Source organism: Aeromonas sp. S12(2024) (genome assembly GCF_041402305.1).
Taxonomy (GTDB): domain Bacteria; phylum Pseudomonadota; class Gammaproteobacteria; order Enterobacterales; family Aeromonadaceae; genus Aeromonas; species Aeromonas veronii.
In genome coordinates, this window is sequence record NZ_JBGLRB010000004.1 from 239,416 (window position 1) to 258,564 (window position 19,149).

The window sequence follows — 19,149 nt, forward strand, 5'->3', positions numbered from 1 at the left end:
ATTTTTTTGGCCTCCATCGAATACGAATTAAGACTTTCTGCTCAGCGACAGGGCGGCGCTTTTCATCCTCGAATCAGCGGAGTGCCTGATAGGCCGCCTCTGGTCTGACAGGGATACTGTGGGCGTTTTCCAACAAGGCGATGGCGCGATGAAACACCTGTTGAGTGCTCTCTTTTTTCTGCTGATATCGGGTGCCCCGCAACTCGCCGCAGAGCCTGCCGTCTTCGACGAGCTGGCGATGGCAAACGAGCTGGATTCCGGTCTGCAGAACGATGGGAATCAGGCGCTGTTGTGGCAACTCGGTAGCGAGCAGCAACTGCATCTCACCCAGCAAGGGGAGCTGAATCAGGCGCGTCTGCTGCAACAGGGTTGGGCCAATGAGTTGTCGCTCTCCCAGGTGGGAGATGAGAACTGGGTCAATGGTGCGCAACTGGGCGAGGGCAATAGCGCCGAGCTCTATCAGGCGGGCATCAATAACCGGATTTGGCTGCTGCAACAAGGCAGCGGCAATGAAGCCTGGATCAGTCAGCAAGGGGCAGATAATCAGGCCCGGGCGATCCAGCTGGGTGATAGCAATCAGGCCAGCATCGAGCAAAACGGTAACGGATTGGCGGCAACGGTTATTCAGACGGGAGCCAATCAGCAAGTAAATGTCGTTCAAACCAACTGAGCCTAGGCTCAACCATTAGCACGAGAGGGAAATCATGTTTAAACGTACCATCATTGCCTCGGCAGTTCTTCTGGCGACCAGCACCGCTTGGGCGGCATCTACTGGCAATCAGGCTGAGGTGACTCAGGCTCAATTCTCCAGCGGCAACCTGGCGTACATCCAGCAGGTTGAGGAGAGCACGGCTAACAAGGCGGCGATCTATCAACAGGGTAACGACAACCTCGCCTTGACCGAGCAGCGCAATACCGGTGCTTCCACTGCTGATATCAAGCAAGCCGGTGGCAAGAACGAAGGGGAGGTATTGCAGCAGGGGGTGACCAATAAATCGACCGCGACCATTGATACCAACGGACAGCTGAACAAGGCCTCGATTACCCAGCAGTACTACAACGGTGAGGCCACGGCCAGGGTGAGCCAGCTTGGTGATGGTAACGATGCCCGTATCAAGCAGGATGATGGTGACCGTGCCAATTCAGTGATTGAGCAGCAATCGAACGATAACAGTGCGCAGATCAATAACTACTGGTCTGATTATGCCAGCGCGACCATTACCCAGTCAGGAGAAGGTGGGCATATTGCGGATGTCGATCAACGCGAATCCGATGGTGCCGTTGCCAGCGTGGCTCAAGAGGGTGGCAATAACACGGCCTTAGTCGCACAACGTACAAGCAACTTCGGTTACGGCGCAAACGAGGGCACCTCTGCGGTCGTCAAGCAAAGTGGCAATGACAACACTGCCGAGGTCACTCAGCTGGGGCTGGCCAACGTGGCAACAGTGGAGCAAAGCGGGACCGCTGGCAGCGTGACAGCCCAGCAGTCTGGTGCAACCGCCGGACAAGGGAACAACCTGCTGGCCAAGCAGGCTGGTTCCGGTGAAACCGCCCTTCTGACCCAGACCGGGAGTCGTAACCAGATCGACTCTGAGCAGAGAGGTTCTGAGGATCTGTTGACCATCACCCAGAATGGTAACGAGAACATCGCCAATGCCAGACAGAGCGGAACTGGTGAAACGGCGGTCGTGACTCAGCTGGGTAATGGCAACCAGGCCGATACCAACCAGCAGGGGTCTGGCAACACTGCACAGGTCACTCAGAATGGCAGCAATAACCAGGCAGTGGTTGATCAGCTGGCCAGCAGCGTGGGTGGGTCTGTCACTATCGATCAGTTGGGTAGCGACAACTATGCCAATGCAGTGCAAGAGGAAGGTAGTCGCAACAAGGTCGATATTGACCAGAACGGCACTGGCAACCAGGTTGCTGCCGCGCGTGGCGTTGAGGGCAAAGGAGCCTGGACCTGGGGCTCGGACAACGAGCTGGTCGTGGCTCAGAAAGGCACTGACAACTGGGCTTATGCCGATGCGTCTCACTCTGACTCTGTGGTGACAGTGACTCAGGATGGGAAACTGAACAGCGCCAAGGTCGAATCCTATCTGGGTAGCGACAACACGCTCACCGTGAGCCAGTTCGGTGAAAAACACGTGGCCAACGTTTACGTCAATGGCGGCATGGGCGGTGGCAATAATGAAGTCGACGTAGCACAAACCGACAGCCTCAACACTGCCAATGTGACTGTCTATGGCAGCGATAACATGGCCTATGTCTATCAGGGTTCTGGTAGCAACTGATGGTCATCTCCGGATTCAGGGGCCTGCGGGCCCCTCTTTTATTGGTGCTGCTCTGTGGGTTGATACTGGTTTATCGCGTTCCTTCACCAGCAACTGCAAGGGAAACCGAGATAGAACCCGATCCGTCGATCCGCTTGTCCCTCAATATGGTGCAGAGCGAACAGGGGCTGTCACTGGCACCGACGCTGCTCAGCAAGCGCAATTTGAAGGTGAGCTTCAGGTTGCTGGTGCATGGCGAAGGGGCGGCCGGGAGCACGACTCAGCGCCAGAGCCGTAATCTGTCGCTGCAGGCTGGAGTGGTCATGGCGGTTGGCAAAATAGGGCTGGGTTTGCGTTGCCCCTATCGGGTCGAGGTCACCGCCCGGATATGGCAAAACGAGCGGCTGCTGGTGGAGAAAAAAGAGCAGATGGGGTGCGCCGGATGATGCGCATTTCATCTCATGACTGTCTATTCATCCAGTAGTCTCTATGCCATACTGACTCGCTCAGGTTTCTGTATCGAGCGTGCAACAAGATGGAAAAGATCGTGGTCCGGGGTGCTCGCACCCACAACCTCAAGAACATCAATCTGACCCTGCCCCGCGACAAGCTGATCGTGGTCACCGGCCTCTCCGGTTCGGGCAAATCCTCTCTGGCGTTCGATACCCTCTATGCCGAGGGGCAGCGCCGCTATGTGGAGTCCCTCTCCGCCTATGCTCGCCAATTCCTCTCCTTGATGGAGAAGCCGGACGTTGACCATATCGAGGGGCTCTCGCCCGCCATCTCCATCGAGCAGAAGTCTACCTCCCATAACCCGCGCTCGACCGTCGGCACCATCACCGAAATCTACGACTACCTGCGTCTGCTGTTTGCCCGGGTCGGTGAGCCGCGCTGTCCGACCCACGCCATTCCGCTTGCCGCCCAGACCATCAGCCAGATGGTGGATCAGGTGCTGGCTCAGCCGGAGGGGAGCAAGCTGATGTTGCTGGCCCCGGTGGTGCGTGACCGCAAGGGGGAGCACACAAAGCTGCTGGAGAATCTGGCGGCTCAGGGCTACATCCGTGCCCGCATCGACGGCGAGGTGTGCGATCTCTCAGATCCTCCGACTCTGGAGCTGCATAAGAAGCACACCATCGAGGTGGTGGTGGATCGCTTCAAGGTGCGCGAGGACCTTGCCTTGCGTCTGGCCGAGTCGTTCGAGACGGCGCTGACCCTCTCCGGTGGCATCGTACTGGTAGTGCCGATGGACGGGGAGGAGGGGGTCGCCCCCATGACCTTCTCCGCCAACTTCGCCTGCCCGGAGTGCGGCTACTCCATGTCGGAGCTGGAGCCGCGCATCTTCTCCTTCAACAACCCGGCCGGTGCCTGCCCGACTTGTGACGGTCTCGGGGTGCAGCAGTACTTCGACCCGGCCAAGGTGATCGGCGATCCGGCCATCAGTCTGGCCAACGGCGCCATCCGTGGCTGGGACAAGCGCAGCTTCTACTACTTTCAGATGCTGAAATCTCTCTCCGAGCACTACAAGTTCGATCTGGAGACGCCGTGGGAGGATCTGCCGCTCAAGACCCAAGAGGTGATCCTGCGTGGCTCCGGTCGCACCGAGATCGAGTTCCGCTACATGAACGATCGCGGCGATGTGGTGGTGCGCAAGCACCCGTTCGAGGGGATCCTGCACAACATGGAGCGACGCTACCGGGAAACCGAGTCCAACTCGGTGCGTGAAGAGCTCTCCAAATACATCGCCAACAAATCCTGTACCAGCTGCGGTGGCAGCCGACTGCGGGAAGAGGCGCGTCACGTCTTCGTCGACAACCGCAACCTGCCGGCCATTGCCGAGCAGTCCATCGGCGATGCGCTCGCCTTCTTCGAAGGGTTGAACCTCACCGGCCAGCGCGCCCAGATTGCCGAGAAGATCTTGAAAGAGATCGTCGAGCGGCTTGGCTTCCTGGTGAATGTGGGTCTCAACTACCTGAGCCTGTCGCGCAGCGCAGAGACCCTCTCCGGCGGCGAAGCGCAGCGGATCCGGCTGGCCAGCCAGATCGGTGCCGGTCTGGTGGGGGTGATGTACGTGCTGGATGAGCCCTCCATCGGTCTGCATCAGCGCGACAACGAGCGGTTGCTCAAGACCCTCACCCATCTGCGCGATCTGGGCAACACGGTGATCGTGGTGGAGCACGATGAGGATGCCATTCGACTCGCCGACCATGTGCTCGATATCGGCCCGGGGGCGGGCGTGCACGGTGGCGAAATTGTTGCGCAGGGCACCCCCCAGCAGATCATCGACAATCCGGAGTCGCTGACCGGTGACTACCTCTCCGGTCGCAAACAGATCGCCATTCCGGCCGAGCGCACCCCGCTCACCGGCAAGTGGTTGAAACTCAAGGGGGCGAGCGGCAACAACCTGCGCAACGTCAACCTGGATCTGCCCATCGGAGTGATGACCTGCGTTACAGGTGTCTCCGGCTCCGGCAAGTCGACCTTGATCAACGACACCCTGTTCCGCATCGCCCACCGCGAGCTCAACAAGGCCACCGAGTCCACCCCGGCACCCTATCGCAGCGTCGAGGGGCTGGAGCATCTGGACAAGGTGGTGGATATCGACCAGAGCCCCATCGGCCGTACCCCGCGCTCCAACCCGGCCACCTATACCGGTTTGTTCACTCCGATCCGCGAGCTGCTCTCCGGCACCCAGGAGGCGCGTTCACGCGGCTATCAGCCGGGCCGCTTCTCCTTCAACGTGAAAGGGGGCCGCTGCGAAGCGTGCCAGGGGGACGGGGTCATCAAGGTAGAGATGCACTTCCTGCCGGATGTCTACGTGCCGTGCGACGTCTGCAAGGGCAAGCGCTACAACCGCGAGACCCTGGAGGTGAAATACAAGGGCAAGAACATCCACGAAATCCTCGAGATGACGGTGGAAGATGCCCGCGAGTTCTTCGATCCGGTGCCGGCGGTGGCACGCAAGCTGCAGACCCTGATGGATGTGGGCCTCTCCTATATCCGTCTCGGCCAGTCGGCCACCACGCTGTCGGGCGGCGAGGCGCAGCGGGTCAAGCTGGCGCGTGAGCTCTCCAAGCGGGACACCGGTCAGACTCTCTACATTCTGGATGAGCCGACCACAGGGCTGCACTTCCACGACATCCAGCAGCTACTCAAGGTGCTGCACCAGTTGCGGGATCGCGGCAACACCATCGTCATCATCGAGCACAACCTTGATGTGGTAAAAACTGCCGACTGGATCGTCGATTTGGGACCGGAGGGAGGCGCCGGTGGTGGCAGCATTCTGGTGACGGGGACGCCGGAAGAGATTTGCACCAATAAAGAGTCTCATACAGCTCGTTTTTTACGACCGCTATTGGCGCGATAAGCCGTTATAATCGAGGGGCCTTTGGCCCCTTTTTGTTATAAAAATCGGGAGCATAGGGAGAAGCTCGTCAAGTGGTGCAGGCTTGGCATCTCAGCGTCATGGTAATGGATATATCGGGTTATGGCTCAGGCTCCGCGCACGATTGATCATCAGTTGGCTTACTCCATGTTCCCCATCTGGCTGGGGGCGATCCTGCTATTGCTGGTCCTGCTGGCGTGGGCCCAGATCCCGTCTGCCAGCCGGATTGAAGAGCAGCGAATGAAGGAGCATCTGCTGCGCGTGACCAAGGCGGTGCAGGCGGATGTGGCCGCTCTGGATGCATTCAGTCGGGATTGGGGCATCTGGGATGACAGTCACCGTTTTATGGACAACAAAAGCAGGGCGTACATCGAATCCAACCTGTTCAGTGATATGCCGATGCGGGATTTTAGTCTCAACCTGATGAGCTTCATGGATCTCGCCGGTTACGAAATCTGGACGCGCACCCTGCTACCCGATGCGCCGGGGATCAATCCGGACCAGTTTCCCTACTTCCTTGATGAACTGAAAAAGCAGTTAAGGGCGCGCTCGGTGGCGCAAGGGGGCATCAATCTGCATGGGATCCGTGCTTCCCAGTGGGGGCCGCTGATGTACTCGTGGCAGCCGATCAGAAACAGTGACGAGTCGGCACCGTTCAACGGTTTCTTGCTGGTTGTACGTTGGCTCGACAAGGCCTATCTCGAGCAGGTATCGGAGCGTACCGCGCTGCCTCTGGCGATCTCCCACGCCAATCTGGATGTCACCGCTACCTTCAAACCACTGAAACCGCAAATAACGTATCGCCTGATTGACCTTGGGCTCACCCGGCTCAGGGGAGAGGTGCGACTGCTCAACAGCGATAACCAGCCGGTGCTGACTCTGGTGATTGAGGAGGAGAGAAAGATCTTGAGTGGCGTCATGGAGGGGGCGCTCTGGACCTTTATCGGCATGCTGTTTATCAGTTTTATCTGCGTCATGATCGCCATGTATCGGCTTAACAGCATTGTGCTTACCCCGTTGCAGCAGCTGGTGTCGGCGCTGCAACGCTTTGGCGATCGGCCAGATGCCACCTTGATCCCCTATATCGACAGCAGCGCCGAGATGGCGACCTTGAGCGGCAAGTTCAAGGAGATGGCCAGCAAGGTCAGGCAGCAACACGATGATTTGTTGGAAAAATCCAGCCAGATGGAGATGGCTGCATTCACCGACCCCTTGACCCGTTGTTTCAATCGTCGCTATCTCGATGGTTGGTTGCAGGCCAACCGGGCCAAACCTTGTCTGTTATTGCTGCTGGATCTGGATCATTTCAAGCGGATCAATGACCGCCTTGGCCATGACATCGGGGATCTGGTGCTGAAACAGCTGGCGGATCTGCTGCGCAAGGTGGTGACAGGAGAGCGCGAGCCGATCATCCGGCTGGGCGGGGAGGAGTTCTTGTTGCTGTTGCAGGTGGATGACGAGCAAGAGTTGGCGCTGCGGGTCGAATATCTGCGCCAGCGTGTCGCTCAGCACCGCTTTGGCAAAGAGGATGCGCCACTCTGGTTGACGGTGTCGCTGGGGTTCTGCCGCTATCCGTTGCACCCGGAGTACCCGGATTCATTCTGGAGTCATAGCTTCAAACTGGCGGACATGGCGCTGTATCAGGCCAAAGTCGGCGGGCGAAATCGGTGGTGTGGCTACGCTGGTAGCCTCTCTGCTGAGGGAATGGGCCAGACTCCGGAACAGCTTGCTGAAGGGGGGAATATCACCCTGCTGCACTCTATCAATCCGGATTAACCCTGCCGTACCAATACCAGATAGGCCAGGGCGACAATAAAACCGAGCAGGATAAAGAGAAAGGATCCGATTCCCCACACGGCCGCGAGAAAGGCCCCCACCTTTTGCCATTTCGACTCATTTTTCATAAATAAACCATTACTTCCCAGTAACTTGTATGGCGCAAAAAATACGCTGATTTGCCCATATTAACAACAATTAATAGCCGCTCTGCCGCGCAATAAGGTGTGGTTTGTTTGCTCCTTTTGGCGCTGGGTGCGGGTAGTTACAACCTGTCGAAACAGGTATTTCGGCTTGTTGTCTGGGGACTCAACGAGATTGGGATGGCGCGCAAAGATGTCACACCAATCGATTTATTTCTGTGCAACCTTTGCTCCAAGTCAATAACTTTGCATTTACAAGGGCATATAGTCAGCGGGCTTACAGCATCAAATGAAAACAAAAAAAGGGATTACGTGATGAAAAAATTACTTCCTCTGATGATTGCCGCTGCAGTGACCTCTCCTTTCGCCATGGCCCATCAGGCTGGTGATATTCTGGTTCGTGGTGGTTTGGCATTTGTATCGCCGCAGGAAAGCAGCACGCCTGTAGAGCTGGAAATTAATGACAACATGCAATTGGGATTGACTCTCTCTTACATGATTACTGATAACTGGGGTGTCGAATTGCTGGCTGCAACCCCCTTCTCTCATTCAGTCAAACTGGGTGGCGCTGAAGTTGCCAAGATCAAGCATTTGCCGCCGACTCTGATGGGTCAGTACTATTTTGGCGATGCTCAAAGCAAGGTTCGCCCGTATGTCGGTATTGGCGTGAACTACACCACCTTCTTTGATGAAGAGGGTCGTGGTGCACTGTCAGGAACCGATGTCAAAGTCGATGACTCCTGGGGGGTTGCCGGACAAGTTGGTATCGATATGGCGATCACTGACCGCTGGTTTGTCAACGGTTCAGCCTGGATCATGGATATCGATACCGATGTGCATACAGCGATTGGCACCATTAATACCAAGGTCGACCCGATGGCCTTTATGGTGGGTGTTGGCTACCGCTTCTAATGATTCTGACTGCGGTTCTGAACGGACCGCGGAAGATAGCAAAGTACGTCTCTTTCAGCCCGGCTTGTGCCGGGCTTTTTTGGTTGTCTGATTTTGTCTGTACTGTGATCCAACCCGATACAAATCAATTAAATACCTGCCGCTTTATTTCAGTTATTCGCCACCCCTGCCGATAGTGACTATGTTCACTTTACCTTCCCCCAATGAGTGAGGATGTCTCCATGGGCTTATCTATCGTGCAGCGGATCATCGCCGGATTCGTGTTGATGCTGCTGTTGCTGATCCTGCTTGGTGTGATCAGTACCTTTAAAATCAAGGGTATAAATGACGGCCTCTCTGCCGTATCTGACCGGGCAACCCCGCTGGTAGTGGCTGTCGCAGGTCTCAAGGGTGCACTGCAGGATAGTAACCGCTGGGTGCTGGTCTACCGCACCAGTGAAGATGCCGCCCAGTTGCCGCAGCTGGCCAATCAGTTCAAGGAGCAGCAGAACCGCTTCGCCCAGCTGAGTCAGGAGATGGGTAAATTTACCGATGTAGCGGATGCTCGTGCCCGCTTCCAGCAGGTCGAGAGTGCTACCACTCAATTTTATGGCTTGGCGGATCAGGTGTTGGCCAAGCATCGGCAGTGGGTTAGTGCATTAGATCAGCGCCACAAGCTGGAGATGGAATTTATCCGCCTTGAGGATACCTACCAGTGGGCGGCGGATCTGCTGCTGCAACAGACCGCCAGCAAACGCTCCATGCGCAACAAGGCGGAGCTTATTACCTCGGGTATCGCCCGCGATCTGAAGAATATCCGTCGTGCCGATGCCAAAACCGACCTGAACGAGCTGGAAAAGGTGTTGAGCAAGGATATCGAGATGGCCCGCAAGCGGTTGGAGCGGGTGCTGGTGCCCGATGATGTGAAAGCGCGCTTTGTCTCCAACCTGGATCGGATGCAGGAGCTGGCGCTCGGCGCTCAGGGATTGCTGGCGACCATGCGTCAGGCCCAACAACTGGAGCTGTCGTTGGCTACTCAGAATCAACAGCTGGATGCCAGTCTGGTCAACAGCCTCAATTTGCTCGATGAGATGGGCAAGTCTGCCGGAGCCATCGCCAGCGAGAGCCGTGTCAATGCGGATGAGGCGGTCAGCAGTGCCAGCTTCTGGATCCTGGTGGTTGCCGCGATGTCGGCTGCTGCCGCACTGGTGATCGGCTATACCACGGCACGCAGCATTCAGCGTCCGTTGCAGATGATCAACAAGGAGCTCGATTACATGGCGGCCGGCGACATGACACGGCGCATCAACTACCGCAGCAGTTGCGAATTTGGCAGCCTCTCTCGCTCCATCGATACGCTGGCGGGCAAGACTGGCGAGCTGCTCTCCCAAATCAATGCGGGCTCCCGCCATCTGGTGGACGAGGCGAGTCGCGCTGCCGAGATCAGCGAACGGGCCATGTCCCGGGTGCAGGAGCAGAAGAGCCAGACTGATCAGGTAGCCGCCGCCATTACCGAGTTGGAAGTGAGTGCGACCGAGGTGGCCCGCTCTACCGATGGCACCAAGCGGGAAGTGGATCTGGCTGACGAAGAGGCGCGCAATGGTCGCCAGAAAGTGGCCACCACTCGCCGGATCACCGAGCAGCTGGCTGGCGCCATGGAAGAGGCGGTCGGGATCACCTACAAACTTGGGGAATTCAGTAACAACATTGGCAGCATTCTCGATGTGATCCGCAGCATTGCCGAGCAGACCAACCTGCTGGCGTTGAACGCCGCCATCGAAGCGGCCCGTGCTGGCGATGCAGGTCGCGGTTTTGCGGTGGTGGCCGATGAGGTACGGGCGCTGGCCAATCGCACCCAGACTTCGACCGAAGAGATCCAGGGGATGATTGAGAACCTGCAAAGTTCCAGCAAGCATGTGGTTGAAGTGATGGGGCGTAGCCAGGAGCAGACCCAGAGCTGTGTTGAGCAGACTCGCGAGATGGATGTGGCGCTGCAATCCATTGCCGATCGGATGGGGGCCATCAAGTCGATGGCGGATCAGGTGGCCCATGCTGCTCAGGAGCAGATCTCCGTCAGTCAGGGGGTCGCTCGTCATATCGCCGGTATTGCCGATGTGGCATACGAGACCGAGCGGGAGGCGCGCGAATCCGCCAGCAGCAGTGAAGTACTGGCCGACCTGGTCGCCAAACAGCAGCAATTGATCGCACATTTCAAGGTCTAGGAGGGCTTATGTCTAAAAAGTGGATTGGAGCCCTGAGTCTCCTGTTGTGTGGCCAGCTGATGGCCAGCGAGTTGGTGATTGAAAGCTGGCGAACCGATGACAAGGCGTTGTGGGAGCAGAAAATCATCCCGGCCTTTGAAGCGGCGCATCCCGGTATCAAGGTGAGTTTTCATCCGGTGCAGAACGTCAACTACATGCCCACCCTGTGGGAGAGCCTGAAAGGCGGTAAGGCGGGGGATCTCATTACCTGTCGTCCGTTTGATGACTCGCTCGCCCTGTTCAAGGCGGGCCATCTGGCCGAGTTGACCGAAATGGCGGGGATGGAGAACTTCCCGAGTTTTGCCCAGTCACCCTGGCAGACCGATTCCGGTGCCCAGACCTTCTGCGTGCCGATGGCCTCGGTGATCCATGGCTTCTTCTATAACAAGAAGATCTTCAGTGAGTTGGGACTCACCTTGCCGCAAACCCGCGATCAGTTCTTCGCCGTGCTGGACAAGATCAAGGCCGACGGTCGCTATGTGCCGCTGGCCATGAGCGGTTCCGAGAGCTGGGTTGCCTCCGAACTGGGGTTCCAGAACATTGGCCCCAACTACTGGAAGGGAGAGGACGGCCGTCTGGCTTTGATTGGCGGGCAGGAGCGGTTGGACAACCCGCAATATGTGAAGGTGTTCGACGAGCTGGCCCGCTGGCGTTCCTACCTCGGTGAAGGTGGAGAGAGCCGCGATTACGCGACCAGCAACGAGTTGTTCACTTCGGGCAAGGCTGCCTTCTATGTGGCGGGCTCCTGGGAGATTGCTCCCTTCACCGGCAAGGTCGATTTTGGCGTCATGCGTCCGCCGGTGGCCAAACAGGGTGATGGCTGTTTCTTTACCGACCATACCGATATCGGTATGGGGATGAACCCTGCCAGCAAGAACAAAGAGGGGGCGATGGCTTTCCTGCAGTGGCTGACGACGCCGCAATTTGCCGAGCTCTATACCAACTCGTTGCCGGGATTCTTCTCCCTCTCCAACCACTTCTTCGATGTCACCAATCCGGCGGCCAAAGAGATGATGGAGTGGCGTGATCAGTGTGACTCGACCATTCGGGTGGCGACCCAGATCCTCTCCCGTGGTACGCCCAAGTTGGGGGATGAACTGGCCGAGGTGAGTCAGGCTGTGTTGCTTGGCAAGATGGAGCCCAAGGCTGCCGCAGATCGACTGGAAGGTGGCTTGAGGGGCTGGTATGCCCCTCATCAGGGCAACAAGGCCAAGAGCACGGATTGTCAGTGTGATGCGGTTGCCCCTGCTCCTGTTTCAGCGCCGACGACTGAGGTGTCCGCAGCCCCCGCGACCAGTGAAACATCGGCCGTGGTGTCACCTGCTGTGACTCCCGCAGAACCCGTATCAGCGGCCCCATTACCGGCGCCGTCGGATGAGGTGGAGCAGGCGCTCTCCAACGAGTTGGAAGCGCCACAGCAGCCACAGCAATAGGTCATCGGCATCAATAAAAACGGGAGGCATCAGCCTCCCGTTTTTTTATGGCTCGTGGCCAGCATGTATCGCTTTATTGTGCTTCGTGGGGCCAGCGGCAGAGGCTGCCGATGCGGGCAACCGGGGCAAACCCCAGAGAGCGGTAAATGCGCTGGGCATGGTAGTGCTCGTCAGCCACTATGATGAGTTGTTTGGCGCGTGACAATCCTGCGCGAGCCACTTGACTCAGCAGCTGGCGGCATAACCCCTGATTGCGCCACGCATGGTGCGTGCGTACCAACTGGAAGCGCCCAAGTGTGCCGCAAAAGAAGAGGCCACAGCTGGCGACCAGTTGACCCTCTCGCCAGATCCCCCACCAGTCCCCGAGACCATCGGCAATCATGGCCTGATAGAGCGCCTGGCGGGATTGCAGATAGGGGAGATAACTCTGTTCCGAGTGCCCCTCATCCCGCTCATGGAGTTCGAAGTCGAGCCACTCAGGCCAATCGGCAGTGGTGAAGGTGCGTGCCTCAACCTTGTTCATGTCGTCGTGAGGGGGTGGGCAGCTCTGCTCATCCAGCGCCAGCACCACGCACTCCATATATTGGTAACCCGTTGCGACAAAACCGGCGATCCGGCTGTTTTGTCCGGCCGCCAGTGGCCATTGGAAGGTGCGGTGGCGCACTCGAGGATCCTGGCCGATCAGCTGATCAAATGTGGCTTCCAGCCAGCCTTTGTCACGGTCGCTGGGTGGGTTGGGGAGTAGCAGGTAGTTGCCGAAGTAGTAGTCGGGAGCATCCGGCGTGCGAACCGTCCAGAACTGCTCATGCTGGATGACCTCGCCCTGGTAGCGATCAAACAGCAAGTCGGTGGCAAAGCCGGGGTGGGTATCCATGATGGTGCTCCTGCAAAGACTCATTCTGTTATCGGCAGGAGTGGGAAATAGATGAAAAGGGGCCGGAGAAACCTCCGGCCAAACAATCACACGCAGATTCAGAACGTCCAGGACGATCTGCCCCCATCATAACTCGAGTGGGGCAATTTTGGGATGGGCACTTTTCGGTTACGTACCGTTAATTTTGTAAATATGAAGTTCGTCAGATCGGATGTGAGGTAAATCCCTGTTGACTTTGTGTCGTTTTGCCCATAAATATAAAGACGTTTAGACGTCCAAACATCCGTTTTGACGTAGACAGATGGATTGCAGGACAGGGAGAAGAGCAGATGGGTTTTCACAGTGCACGTCAGGTTGAGGCGCTCAACCAGAGCTTGGCAGATTTGAATGGCGATATATCGGTCAGTTTCGAGTTTTTTCCGCCCAACAGTGAAGGGATGGAAAATACCCTCTGGCAGTCCATCGAACGGCTGAAAGTGCTGGAACCCAAGTTCGTCTCCGTCACCTATGGTGCCAACTCTGGCACCCGTGATCGCACCCACAAGGTGATCAAGGACATAAAGGAGCGGACAGGCCTGATTGCCGCGCCGCACCTGACCTGTATCGATGCCAGTCGCGACGAGCTGCGCACCATCGCCCGCGACTACTGGAATAGCGGTATTCGTCACATCGTGGCTCTGCGCGGTGATTTGCCGCAGGGGTTGGAGAAGCCGGATATGTATGCCACCGATCTGGTTGCCCTGCTCAAGTCAGAGGCCGACTTCGATATCTCGGTTGCCGCCTATCCTGAAGGGCACCCGGAGGCCAAGAGTGCGCAATCCGACCTGCTCAACCTCAAGCGCAAGATCGATGCCGGTGCCAACCGCGCCATCACTCAGTTCTTCTTCGATGTGGAAACGTATTTGCGCTTTCGGGATCGCTGTGCCGCCATCGGTATCGATGCCGAAATCGTGCCGGGGATCCTGCCGGTCTCCAACTATCAGACCCTGGCCAAGTTTGCCGGTTTTACCAACGTGAAGATCCCGCGTTGGATGCATCAGCGTTTCGAGGGGCTGGATAACGATCAGATGACCCGCAATCTGGTGGGGGCGAGCATCGCCATCGATCAGGTGCGCGTGCTGAGTCAGGAAGGGGTGAAGGATTTCCACTTCTATACCCTGAACCGCTCCGAGCTGACTTATGCCATCTGCCATACTCTGGGGGTTCGTCCCAAGGGTTGACCGGTGGTCACCGCGATAAAAGCAAAAAGCCAATGAGTTGCTCATTGGCTTTTTCGTTATGGCCGATTATCAAGGTCTGGTCGGGGCGATCTCTTTTGGCTCAAGATCGATAACCGCATTACCGGCAGCCCCCGGATACTGACGATAGACCTGATCCTGCTCCAGTGTGTAGAAGGTATCCAGATAGTCGTCGTTGTTGGTCATCCAGGAGTCGGGCAGCGCCTTGACGATGCGACCGCCGAGATCGAGGAAGGGCAGGGCTTCCGGCACGCCACCCGCGGTAAAGCCGAGTTTGAGGGCTTCAATCAGCAGGGCGCTCAGCTCCTTGTAGTTGACGTTGTCATCCTGCTCCATCATCACCACATCGACGGCACCCCAACGATAGCGATCCCAGTAAACCAGGATCTGGTTGGGGGTGTAGTCTGTGTTGTCATAGTCGAGGTAGGGCATGTCGACAATATCGACCACAGGCTCATCCCGGCTGGGATTAACCCCTGCGACCACCGCATACACTTCGGCTGCGCCGAGCAGCCAGGGCTCCTGATCATCCTTCAGTCTGATCTTTTTCAGGATACTGGTCTTGAGTGGCGCCGTGCTGGCTGCTACTCGCGGAGCGCTTTGCAGATCCGCATCGGCCAGCGCCTTGCGCATCACCTTCAAGCCTGCGTTTTTGGCTTTGACGGGATCGGCTTCGACTACCAGAACCGGCCGGGCCGGTGCCTTGTCCACATCCAGATAGACGGGATTGCCAGCGCTGTCGAACGCTTCAATGGCGCTCCAGCTCTTCTCGTCTCCACTTGGAACATAGGCGACCAGCGGTTCGACCCCTTGTTGCAGTGCGGCGGCCTGATCGGTGTTGGCCAGCCGCAACTGCATCAGTTGCTTGACCTCGCCATCCAGTCCTTGCCGGCTGATGGCTGCCTGGTTGGCATCGCTCGCCTGCCGCTTAAGGCGCGGGCTGGCCTTCTGCAGCAGGTTGGGAAGCGGGCTCTGGTATTGCTGATTGCTCAGTAGGGGCAGCAGGTTTTTCTGCTGAAGTGCGAGCTGGCGAGCCAGCTCTCGATCCGTATCGGCAGCCTGGACGCTCGTAGCACCCAGTATGGCCAGTAGTAACAAGACAGCCTGATTTTTCATTTTTATACTCCGTTGCATGGAACCTGACAGGGCACCATGTCCGGGAAGATTGGCGCCCTGACACCACTAGAGGGAAATTAGTTTCACTTGTGAATCATTTTATCTGGATAGTGTGCAGAGGTTCACGGTTTGAGGTTCAATTGATTCCTTTGTCGATATAATTGGAACTGATAGATAGCCAGACCAATCAGCAGACCCCAGCAGGCTGCCGCGATGCCGAGCAGGCTGATCCCGGACGCGGTAATGATAAAGGTGAGCAGCGCAGCTTCTCGCGCTTCATTCTCTTGCAAGGCAGAGTGCAGGCTGCTGCCGATGGTACCTAGCAGGGCCAAACCAGCGATGCAGGTGACAAGGGCTGCCGGAAAGGCGCTAAACAGGGCTGCGACGGTCGCACCGAAGCAGCCGGTCACGAGATAAAAGCAACCCGCCCAAACCGCAGCAGGCCAGCGGCGCTTGGTATCCGGGTCGACCTCTTTTCCCATGCAGATGGCGGCAGTGATGGCGGCCAGATTGAAGGCATAGCCGCCAAAAGGGGCGAGCAGCAGGCCGGTCAGGCCGGTCCAGCTGATCAGCGAGGAGGTGGCAGGCTGATAGCCGTGGGCTCGCAAGATGGCAATCCCCGGCATGTTTTGCGATGTCATGGTGACAATGAACAGCGGCAGCGCGATACCAAACAGAGCATCAAGGGAGAAGGCTGGCCATGTCCAGACCGGGCTGGCGAGTTGCCAGTGAAGGGTGCCCATTTGCAAATCCCCCCGCACGCTGCAGATCAGCATCCCCACTCCCAGTACCAGCACCATGGTATAGCGGGGCCAGAGATGACGACCCAGCAGGAAGGTCAGCAGCAGGGTGCCAAGCAGCAAGGGATCTTGCGGGGCGACCTTGAACAGATCCAACCCGAATTTGAGCAGCACGCCAGCCAGCATGGAGGCGGCCAGTGGAGCCGGGATATGTTTCATCAAACGGTCGAACCAGCCGCTGATGCCACACAGAGTGATCAGCAGGGAGGAGATCACAAAGGCGCCGATCGCTTCCGCCAGAGTGAAGTTGCCCAGCGTGGTGATCAGCAGTGCCGCGCCCGGTGTGGACCAGGCGGTTAGTATGGGTATGCGGTAATAGAGAGAGAGGCCGATGCAGCTCACCCCCATGCCGATCCCCAGCGTCCAGAGCCAGGAGGCGACTTGAGCAGTATCAGCACCTGCTGCCGTGGCGGCCTGGATGATCAGGATAACGGAACTGGTGTAGCCGACCATCACGGCGATAAAGCCTGCGACCAGATGGGGGAGTGCGAAGGGCATGACTCTTCCTCTTGGCGTTGTGACGCGCTGTGCGTTATTACGTACAATAAAACTTTGACTATATCGCCGGGCGCTATAGCGCACAAGGCGCATCGTGCAAGAGTAATAAAGAGGCAGTTATGCAAGAGATGAGTCAGCATCTGGCTGCTCGACTGAAGGGGCTGCGCAGCGAGCGCGGCTGGAGCCTGGAGGCCGCCGCGCGCGAAACGGGTGTCAGCAAGGCGATGCTGGGGCAGATTGAGCGGGGAGAGTCCAGCCCGACAGTGGCGACGCTGTGGAAGATAGCCACCGGTTTTCGAGTCTCATTTTCCAGTTTCATTGAGCCCACACCCGCAGTGCAGGCAGAGGTGCTCTATCGCACCGCCGATGCTATTCGCCAGCAGCCTGCGGGAGAGGGCATGCAAGTGGCACCGCTCTTCCCTTATGAAAACCGGTTTGGTTTCGAGTTGCTTGAGCTAACCCTGTTGCCGGGTTACCAGCGTGAATCCGAGCCCCATGAGCCGGGAGTGACCGAACATGTCATCGTCATCAGCGGCATGATGGAGGTGCTGGTGGAAGGGGAGTGGCGTTCATTGGTGCAAGGAGAGGCGGTGCGTTTTGCTGCCGACCGTCCCCACGGTTATCGCAATCTGGGCATAGCCCCGGCGATTTTCCACAACCTCATCCACTATCCGGTGGCAACACCCTGAACATGTTCCGCAGTCATCAACCCGGTCGACCATCTGCTCTGGGGCGGATCAGTATCGGGGTATAGACCCAGACAAACAGACCATAGGCAGCGATCCAGGCAAGCGCGCTGAGGTTCCAGCCATGCAGGGTATAAGCAGGCCAGAACAGCGGAATCGTCACCCGCATTGTAGCGGCAGCGATAACCAGGGCGAATGCGCCAGTGATCCTGCGTCCTACCTGCAAGGCCCGACCGCTATGGCCGAGGGAGACTCGCGCAATCATGCCCAGGATCATGGTGCCCATACAGCCTGCGCTGAGCAGGTGACTGGCCATCGACAACGTGATGGGCAGACCCGCGCTATGTGCCGCAAGGGCGAGCAGGCCAAGAGGGATAAACAGATAGGCGAGATGGAGTGACCACAGCAGGTGATGCGCAAGGGTCGATGGCAGATGCCAACGTAGTTGCCGCCACAGATGCAAACTCGCCGCCACTATATAGAGAGGCACTATATATATGCTGGTGACCCATTGGGTGGGGAGTAACAGCCAGCAGAGCAAGATAAGCCACAGTGTCGCGAGCGCAGTCCGTTCCAGCCAGAGTAGAGGTGCAGCTTTCTCCTGACCGGTTGCTCGGGCGGTGAAGAACGGAATTACCCTTCCCCCCATCACGGCGATCAGGGTGGTAAACAACAGCACAGTGGTGATCAATAGGTGCTCAACGGTGGTCCAATCGGCCTGCCATAACCAGCTGGCACCATTGAGCAAGGTCAGTATCAGCAACAGGGGCACGAAGAAGAGGTTGCGCCATTGCCGGGTTATCAAGATAGGCTTGGCAAGGAACCAGGTGCAAAGCGGCAACCAGAGCAGGTCTGCCACCATCAGGAGCGTATTCTCTTCACCCAGCCAGGGTAACAAGGTCCTTGGCAATATCCACAACCCCACCACCAGCGCCAATGGCCAGCTCCGAATACCGGGATGGGCCGTCCAGTTCTGCACCGCGGTGAGCAGAAAGCCCGCGACGATGGCTGCACCGAAACCAAACAGCATTTCATGACCATGCCACCAGATCGGGTTGGCAATCCCTGGCAAGGTTAGCCAACCGTTGAGCTGCCCCAGCCAGAGCAACATGGCGACGGCAGCAAACAGAGCCCCGAACAAGAAGAAGGGTCGGAACCCCAAGCGGAACAGCGGGACGATTTGCTCTTCCTTATGGCTATCGAGGATTTGATGCATGAGGGCATTCCAATTGAACATTTGAGATGGCAATTATAAATTGGCTTTTCAAATGTTCAATTTAAATCCGGCAATAGTCAGGATTGATGTCATTTTGAGCAAGAAAAGAGGTGGTTGCTTGATATCTGAGCGAACGAACCTTTTTTGCTGAAAAAGCCCTTGTCATCCCGGCGCGGCTCCCTATAATGCGCCCCTACCAGCACGGCGGAACACGCCAACCTGATGAGCCAGCTTCCTAGCGAAGTGGGCGCCGAAAGAAAAGCGAAAACAATCGCTTGACTTTCGAAGTGAGAGGCGTAACATGCGCCTCCTCAACGCGACAAGCGTGACGCTCTTTAACAATTTGAATCAAGCAATCTGTGTGGGCACTCACAGCATCGAGCATCAAAAACAATTTTTGATTTTCAATGTCTGGTGAAGTGACCAAAGCAACGAAAGTTGCAGCAGTTAATTCAGCAATTCATTGAGCCGCTTTTCGAAGCAACCAAACTTAAATTGAAGAGTTTGATCATGGCTCAGATTGAACGCTGGCGGCAGGCCTAACACATGCAAGTCGAGCGGC

Annotated in this window: 15 protein-coding genes and 1 rRNA gene; 11 read left to right on the forward strand and 5 right to left on the reverse strand. The window is 57.3% G+C overall.

The genetic code is table 11. From position 1 onward, the window contains the following. The first annotated feature begins 148 nt into the window (after positions 1-148). From ACB035_RS06230 to ACB035_RS06250, 5 genes are all read left to right on the forward strand, one after another. Positions 149-670, forward strand: coding sequence for a curlin (locus tag ACB035_RS06230; RefSeq protein WP_371166916.1), 522 nt, complete (start codon positions 149-151; stop codon positions 668-670). 34 nt (positions 671-704) lie between these two features. Next, complete coding sequence (locus ACB035_RS06235) at positions 705-2,294, forward strand: curlin (RefSeq protein WP_167566681.1); 1,590 nt, start codon at positions 705-707, stop codon at positions 2,292-2,294. 134 nt (positions 2,295-2,428) lie between these two features. After that, positions 2,429-2,719 carry a curli-like amyloid fiber formation chaperone CsgH gene (csgH, locus tag ACB035_RS06240; protein WP_233267781.1) on the forward strand — a complete coding sequence of 97 codons (291 nt, stop codon included), beginning with the start codon at positions 2,429-2,431 and terminating at the stop codon, positions 2,717-2,719. Between the two features lie 89 nt (positions 2,720-2,808). Next, complete coding sequence (gene uvrA / locus ACB035_RS06245) at positions 2,809-5,637, forward strand: excinuclease ABC subunit UvrA (protein WP_371166917.1); 2,829 nt, start codon at positions 2,809-2,811, stop codon at positions 5,635-5,637. A gap of 120 nt (positions 5,638-5,757) precedes the next feature. Beyond that, positions 5,758-7,431, forward strand: a complete 1,674-nt coding sequence (locus tag ACB035_RS06250; RefSeq protein ID WP_100652624.1) for a diguanylate cyclase — start codon at positions 5,758-5,760, stop codon at positions 7,429-7,431. Here ACB035_RS06250 and ACB035_RS06255 read toward each other — a convergent pair. Then, positions 7,428-7,559, reverse strand: a complete 132-nt coding sequence (locus tag ACB035_RS06255) for a hypothetical protein (protein ID WP_019445201.1) — start codon at positions 7,557-7,559, stop codon at positions 7,428-7,430. The two genes, ACB035_RS06250 and ACB035_RS06255, sit on opposite strands and share 4 nt — an antisense overlap. A 330-nt stretch (positions 7,560-7,889) precedes the next feature. Here ACB035_RS06255 and ACB035_RS06260 point away from each other — a divergent pair, with 330 nt between their 5' ends. The 3 genes from ACB035_RS06260 (at position 7,890) to ACB035_RS06270 (ending at position 12,159) form a co-directional block, all read left to right on the forward strand. Further along, positions 7,890-8,486 carry an OmpW family outer membrane protein gene (locus ACB035_RS06260; RefSeq protein WP_005340187.1) on the forward strand — a complete coding sequence of 199 codons (597 nt, stop codon included), beginning with the start codon at positions 7,890-7,892 and terminating at the stop codon, positions 8,484-8,486. A 221-nt stretch (positions 8,487-8,707) separates the two neighbouring features. Beyond that, the gene (locus ACB035_RS06265; protein WP_371166918.1) at positions 8,708-10,687 is read left to right on the forward strand and encodes a methyl-accepting chemotaxis protein; all 1,980 of its coding nucleotides are present in this window, start codon (positions 8,708-8,710) and stop codon (positions 10,685-10,687) included. An 8-nt stretch (positions 10,688-10,695) separates the two neighbouring features. After that, entirely contained in the window at positions 10,696-12,159 is a 1,464-nt protein-coding gene (locus ACB035_RS06270) for an ABC transporter substrate-binding protein (RefSeq protein ID WP_216950078.1), read from the forward strand. Positions 12,160-12,232: 73 nt separating this feature from the next. Here the strand turns inward: ACB035_RS06270 and ACB035_RS06275 are convergent, their stop codons facing one another. Continuing rightward, positions 12,233-13,033 carry a GNAT family N-acetyltransferase gene (locus ACB035_RS06275; protein ID WP_110304485.1) on the reverse strand — a complete coding sequence of 267 codons (801 nt, stop codon included), beginning with the start codon at positions 13,031-13,033 and terminating at the stop codon, positions 12,233-12,235. A 329-nt stretch (positions 13,034-13,362) separates the two neighbouring features. Here ACB035_RS06275 and metF point away from each other — a divergent pair, with 329 nt between their 5' ends. Further along, complete coding sequence (gene metF / locus ACB035_RS06280; protein ID WP_005340191.1) at positions 13,363-14,253, forward strand: methylenetetrahydrofolate reductase; 891 nt, start codon at positions 13,363-13,365, stop codon at positions 14,251-14,253. Positions 14,254-14,322: 69 nt separating this feature from the next. Here metF and ACB035_RS06285 read toward each other — a convergent pair whose 3' ends face one another. Together ACB035_RS06285 and ACB035_RS06290 are read right to left on the reverse strand one after the other, a co-directional pair. Further along, the gene (locus tag ACB035_RS06285) at positions 14,323-15,387 is read right to left on the reverse strand and encodes a DUF3103 family protein (RefSeq protein WP_021231648.1); all 1,065 of its coding nucleotides are present in this window, start codon (positions 15,385-15,387) and stop codon (positions 14,323-14,325) included. Between the two features lie 122 nt (positions 15,388-15,509). Next, entirely contained in the window at positions 15,510-16,685 is a 1,176-nt protein-coding gene (locus tag ACB035_RS06290; RefSeq protein ID WP_371166919.1) for a benzoate/H(+) symporter BenE family transporter, read from the reverse strand. A 119-nt stretch (positions 16,686-16,804) separates the two neighbouring features. Here ACB035_RS06290 and ACB035_RS06295 point away from each other — a divergent pair, with 119 nt between their 5' ends. Beyond that, the gene (locus ACB035_RS06295) at positions 16,805-17,374 is read left to right on the forward strand and encodes a helix-turn-helix domain-containing protein (protein WP_371166920.1); all 570 of its coding nucleotides are present in this window, start codon (positions 16,805-16,807) and stop codon (positions 17,372-17,374) included. A gap of 16 nt (positions 17,375-17,390) precedes the next feature. Here ACB035_RS06295 and ACB035_RS06300 read toward each other — a convergent pair whose 3' ends face one another. Beyond that, positions 17,391-18,587, reverse strand: coding sequence for an NnrS family protein (locus ACB035_RS06300; protein ID WP_371166921.1), 1,197 nt, complete (start codon positions 18,585-18,587; stop codon positions 17,391-17,393). Positions 18,588-19,079: 492 nt separating this feature from the next. Here ACB035_RS06300 and ACB035_RS06305 point away from each other — a divergent pair. Further along, a 16S ribosomal RNA gene (locus ACB035_RS06305) occupies positions 19,080-19,149 on the forward strand; the annotation flags it as partial.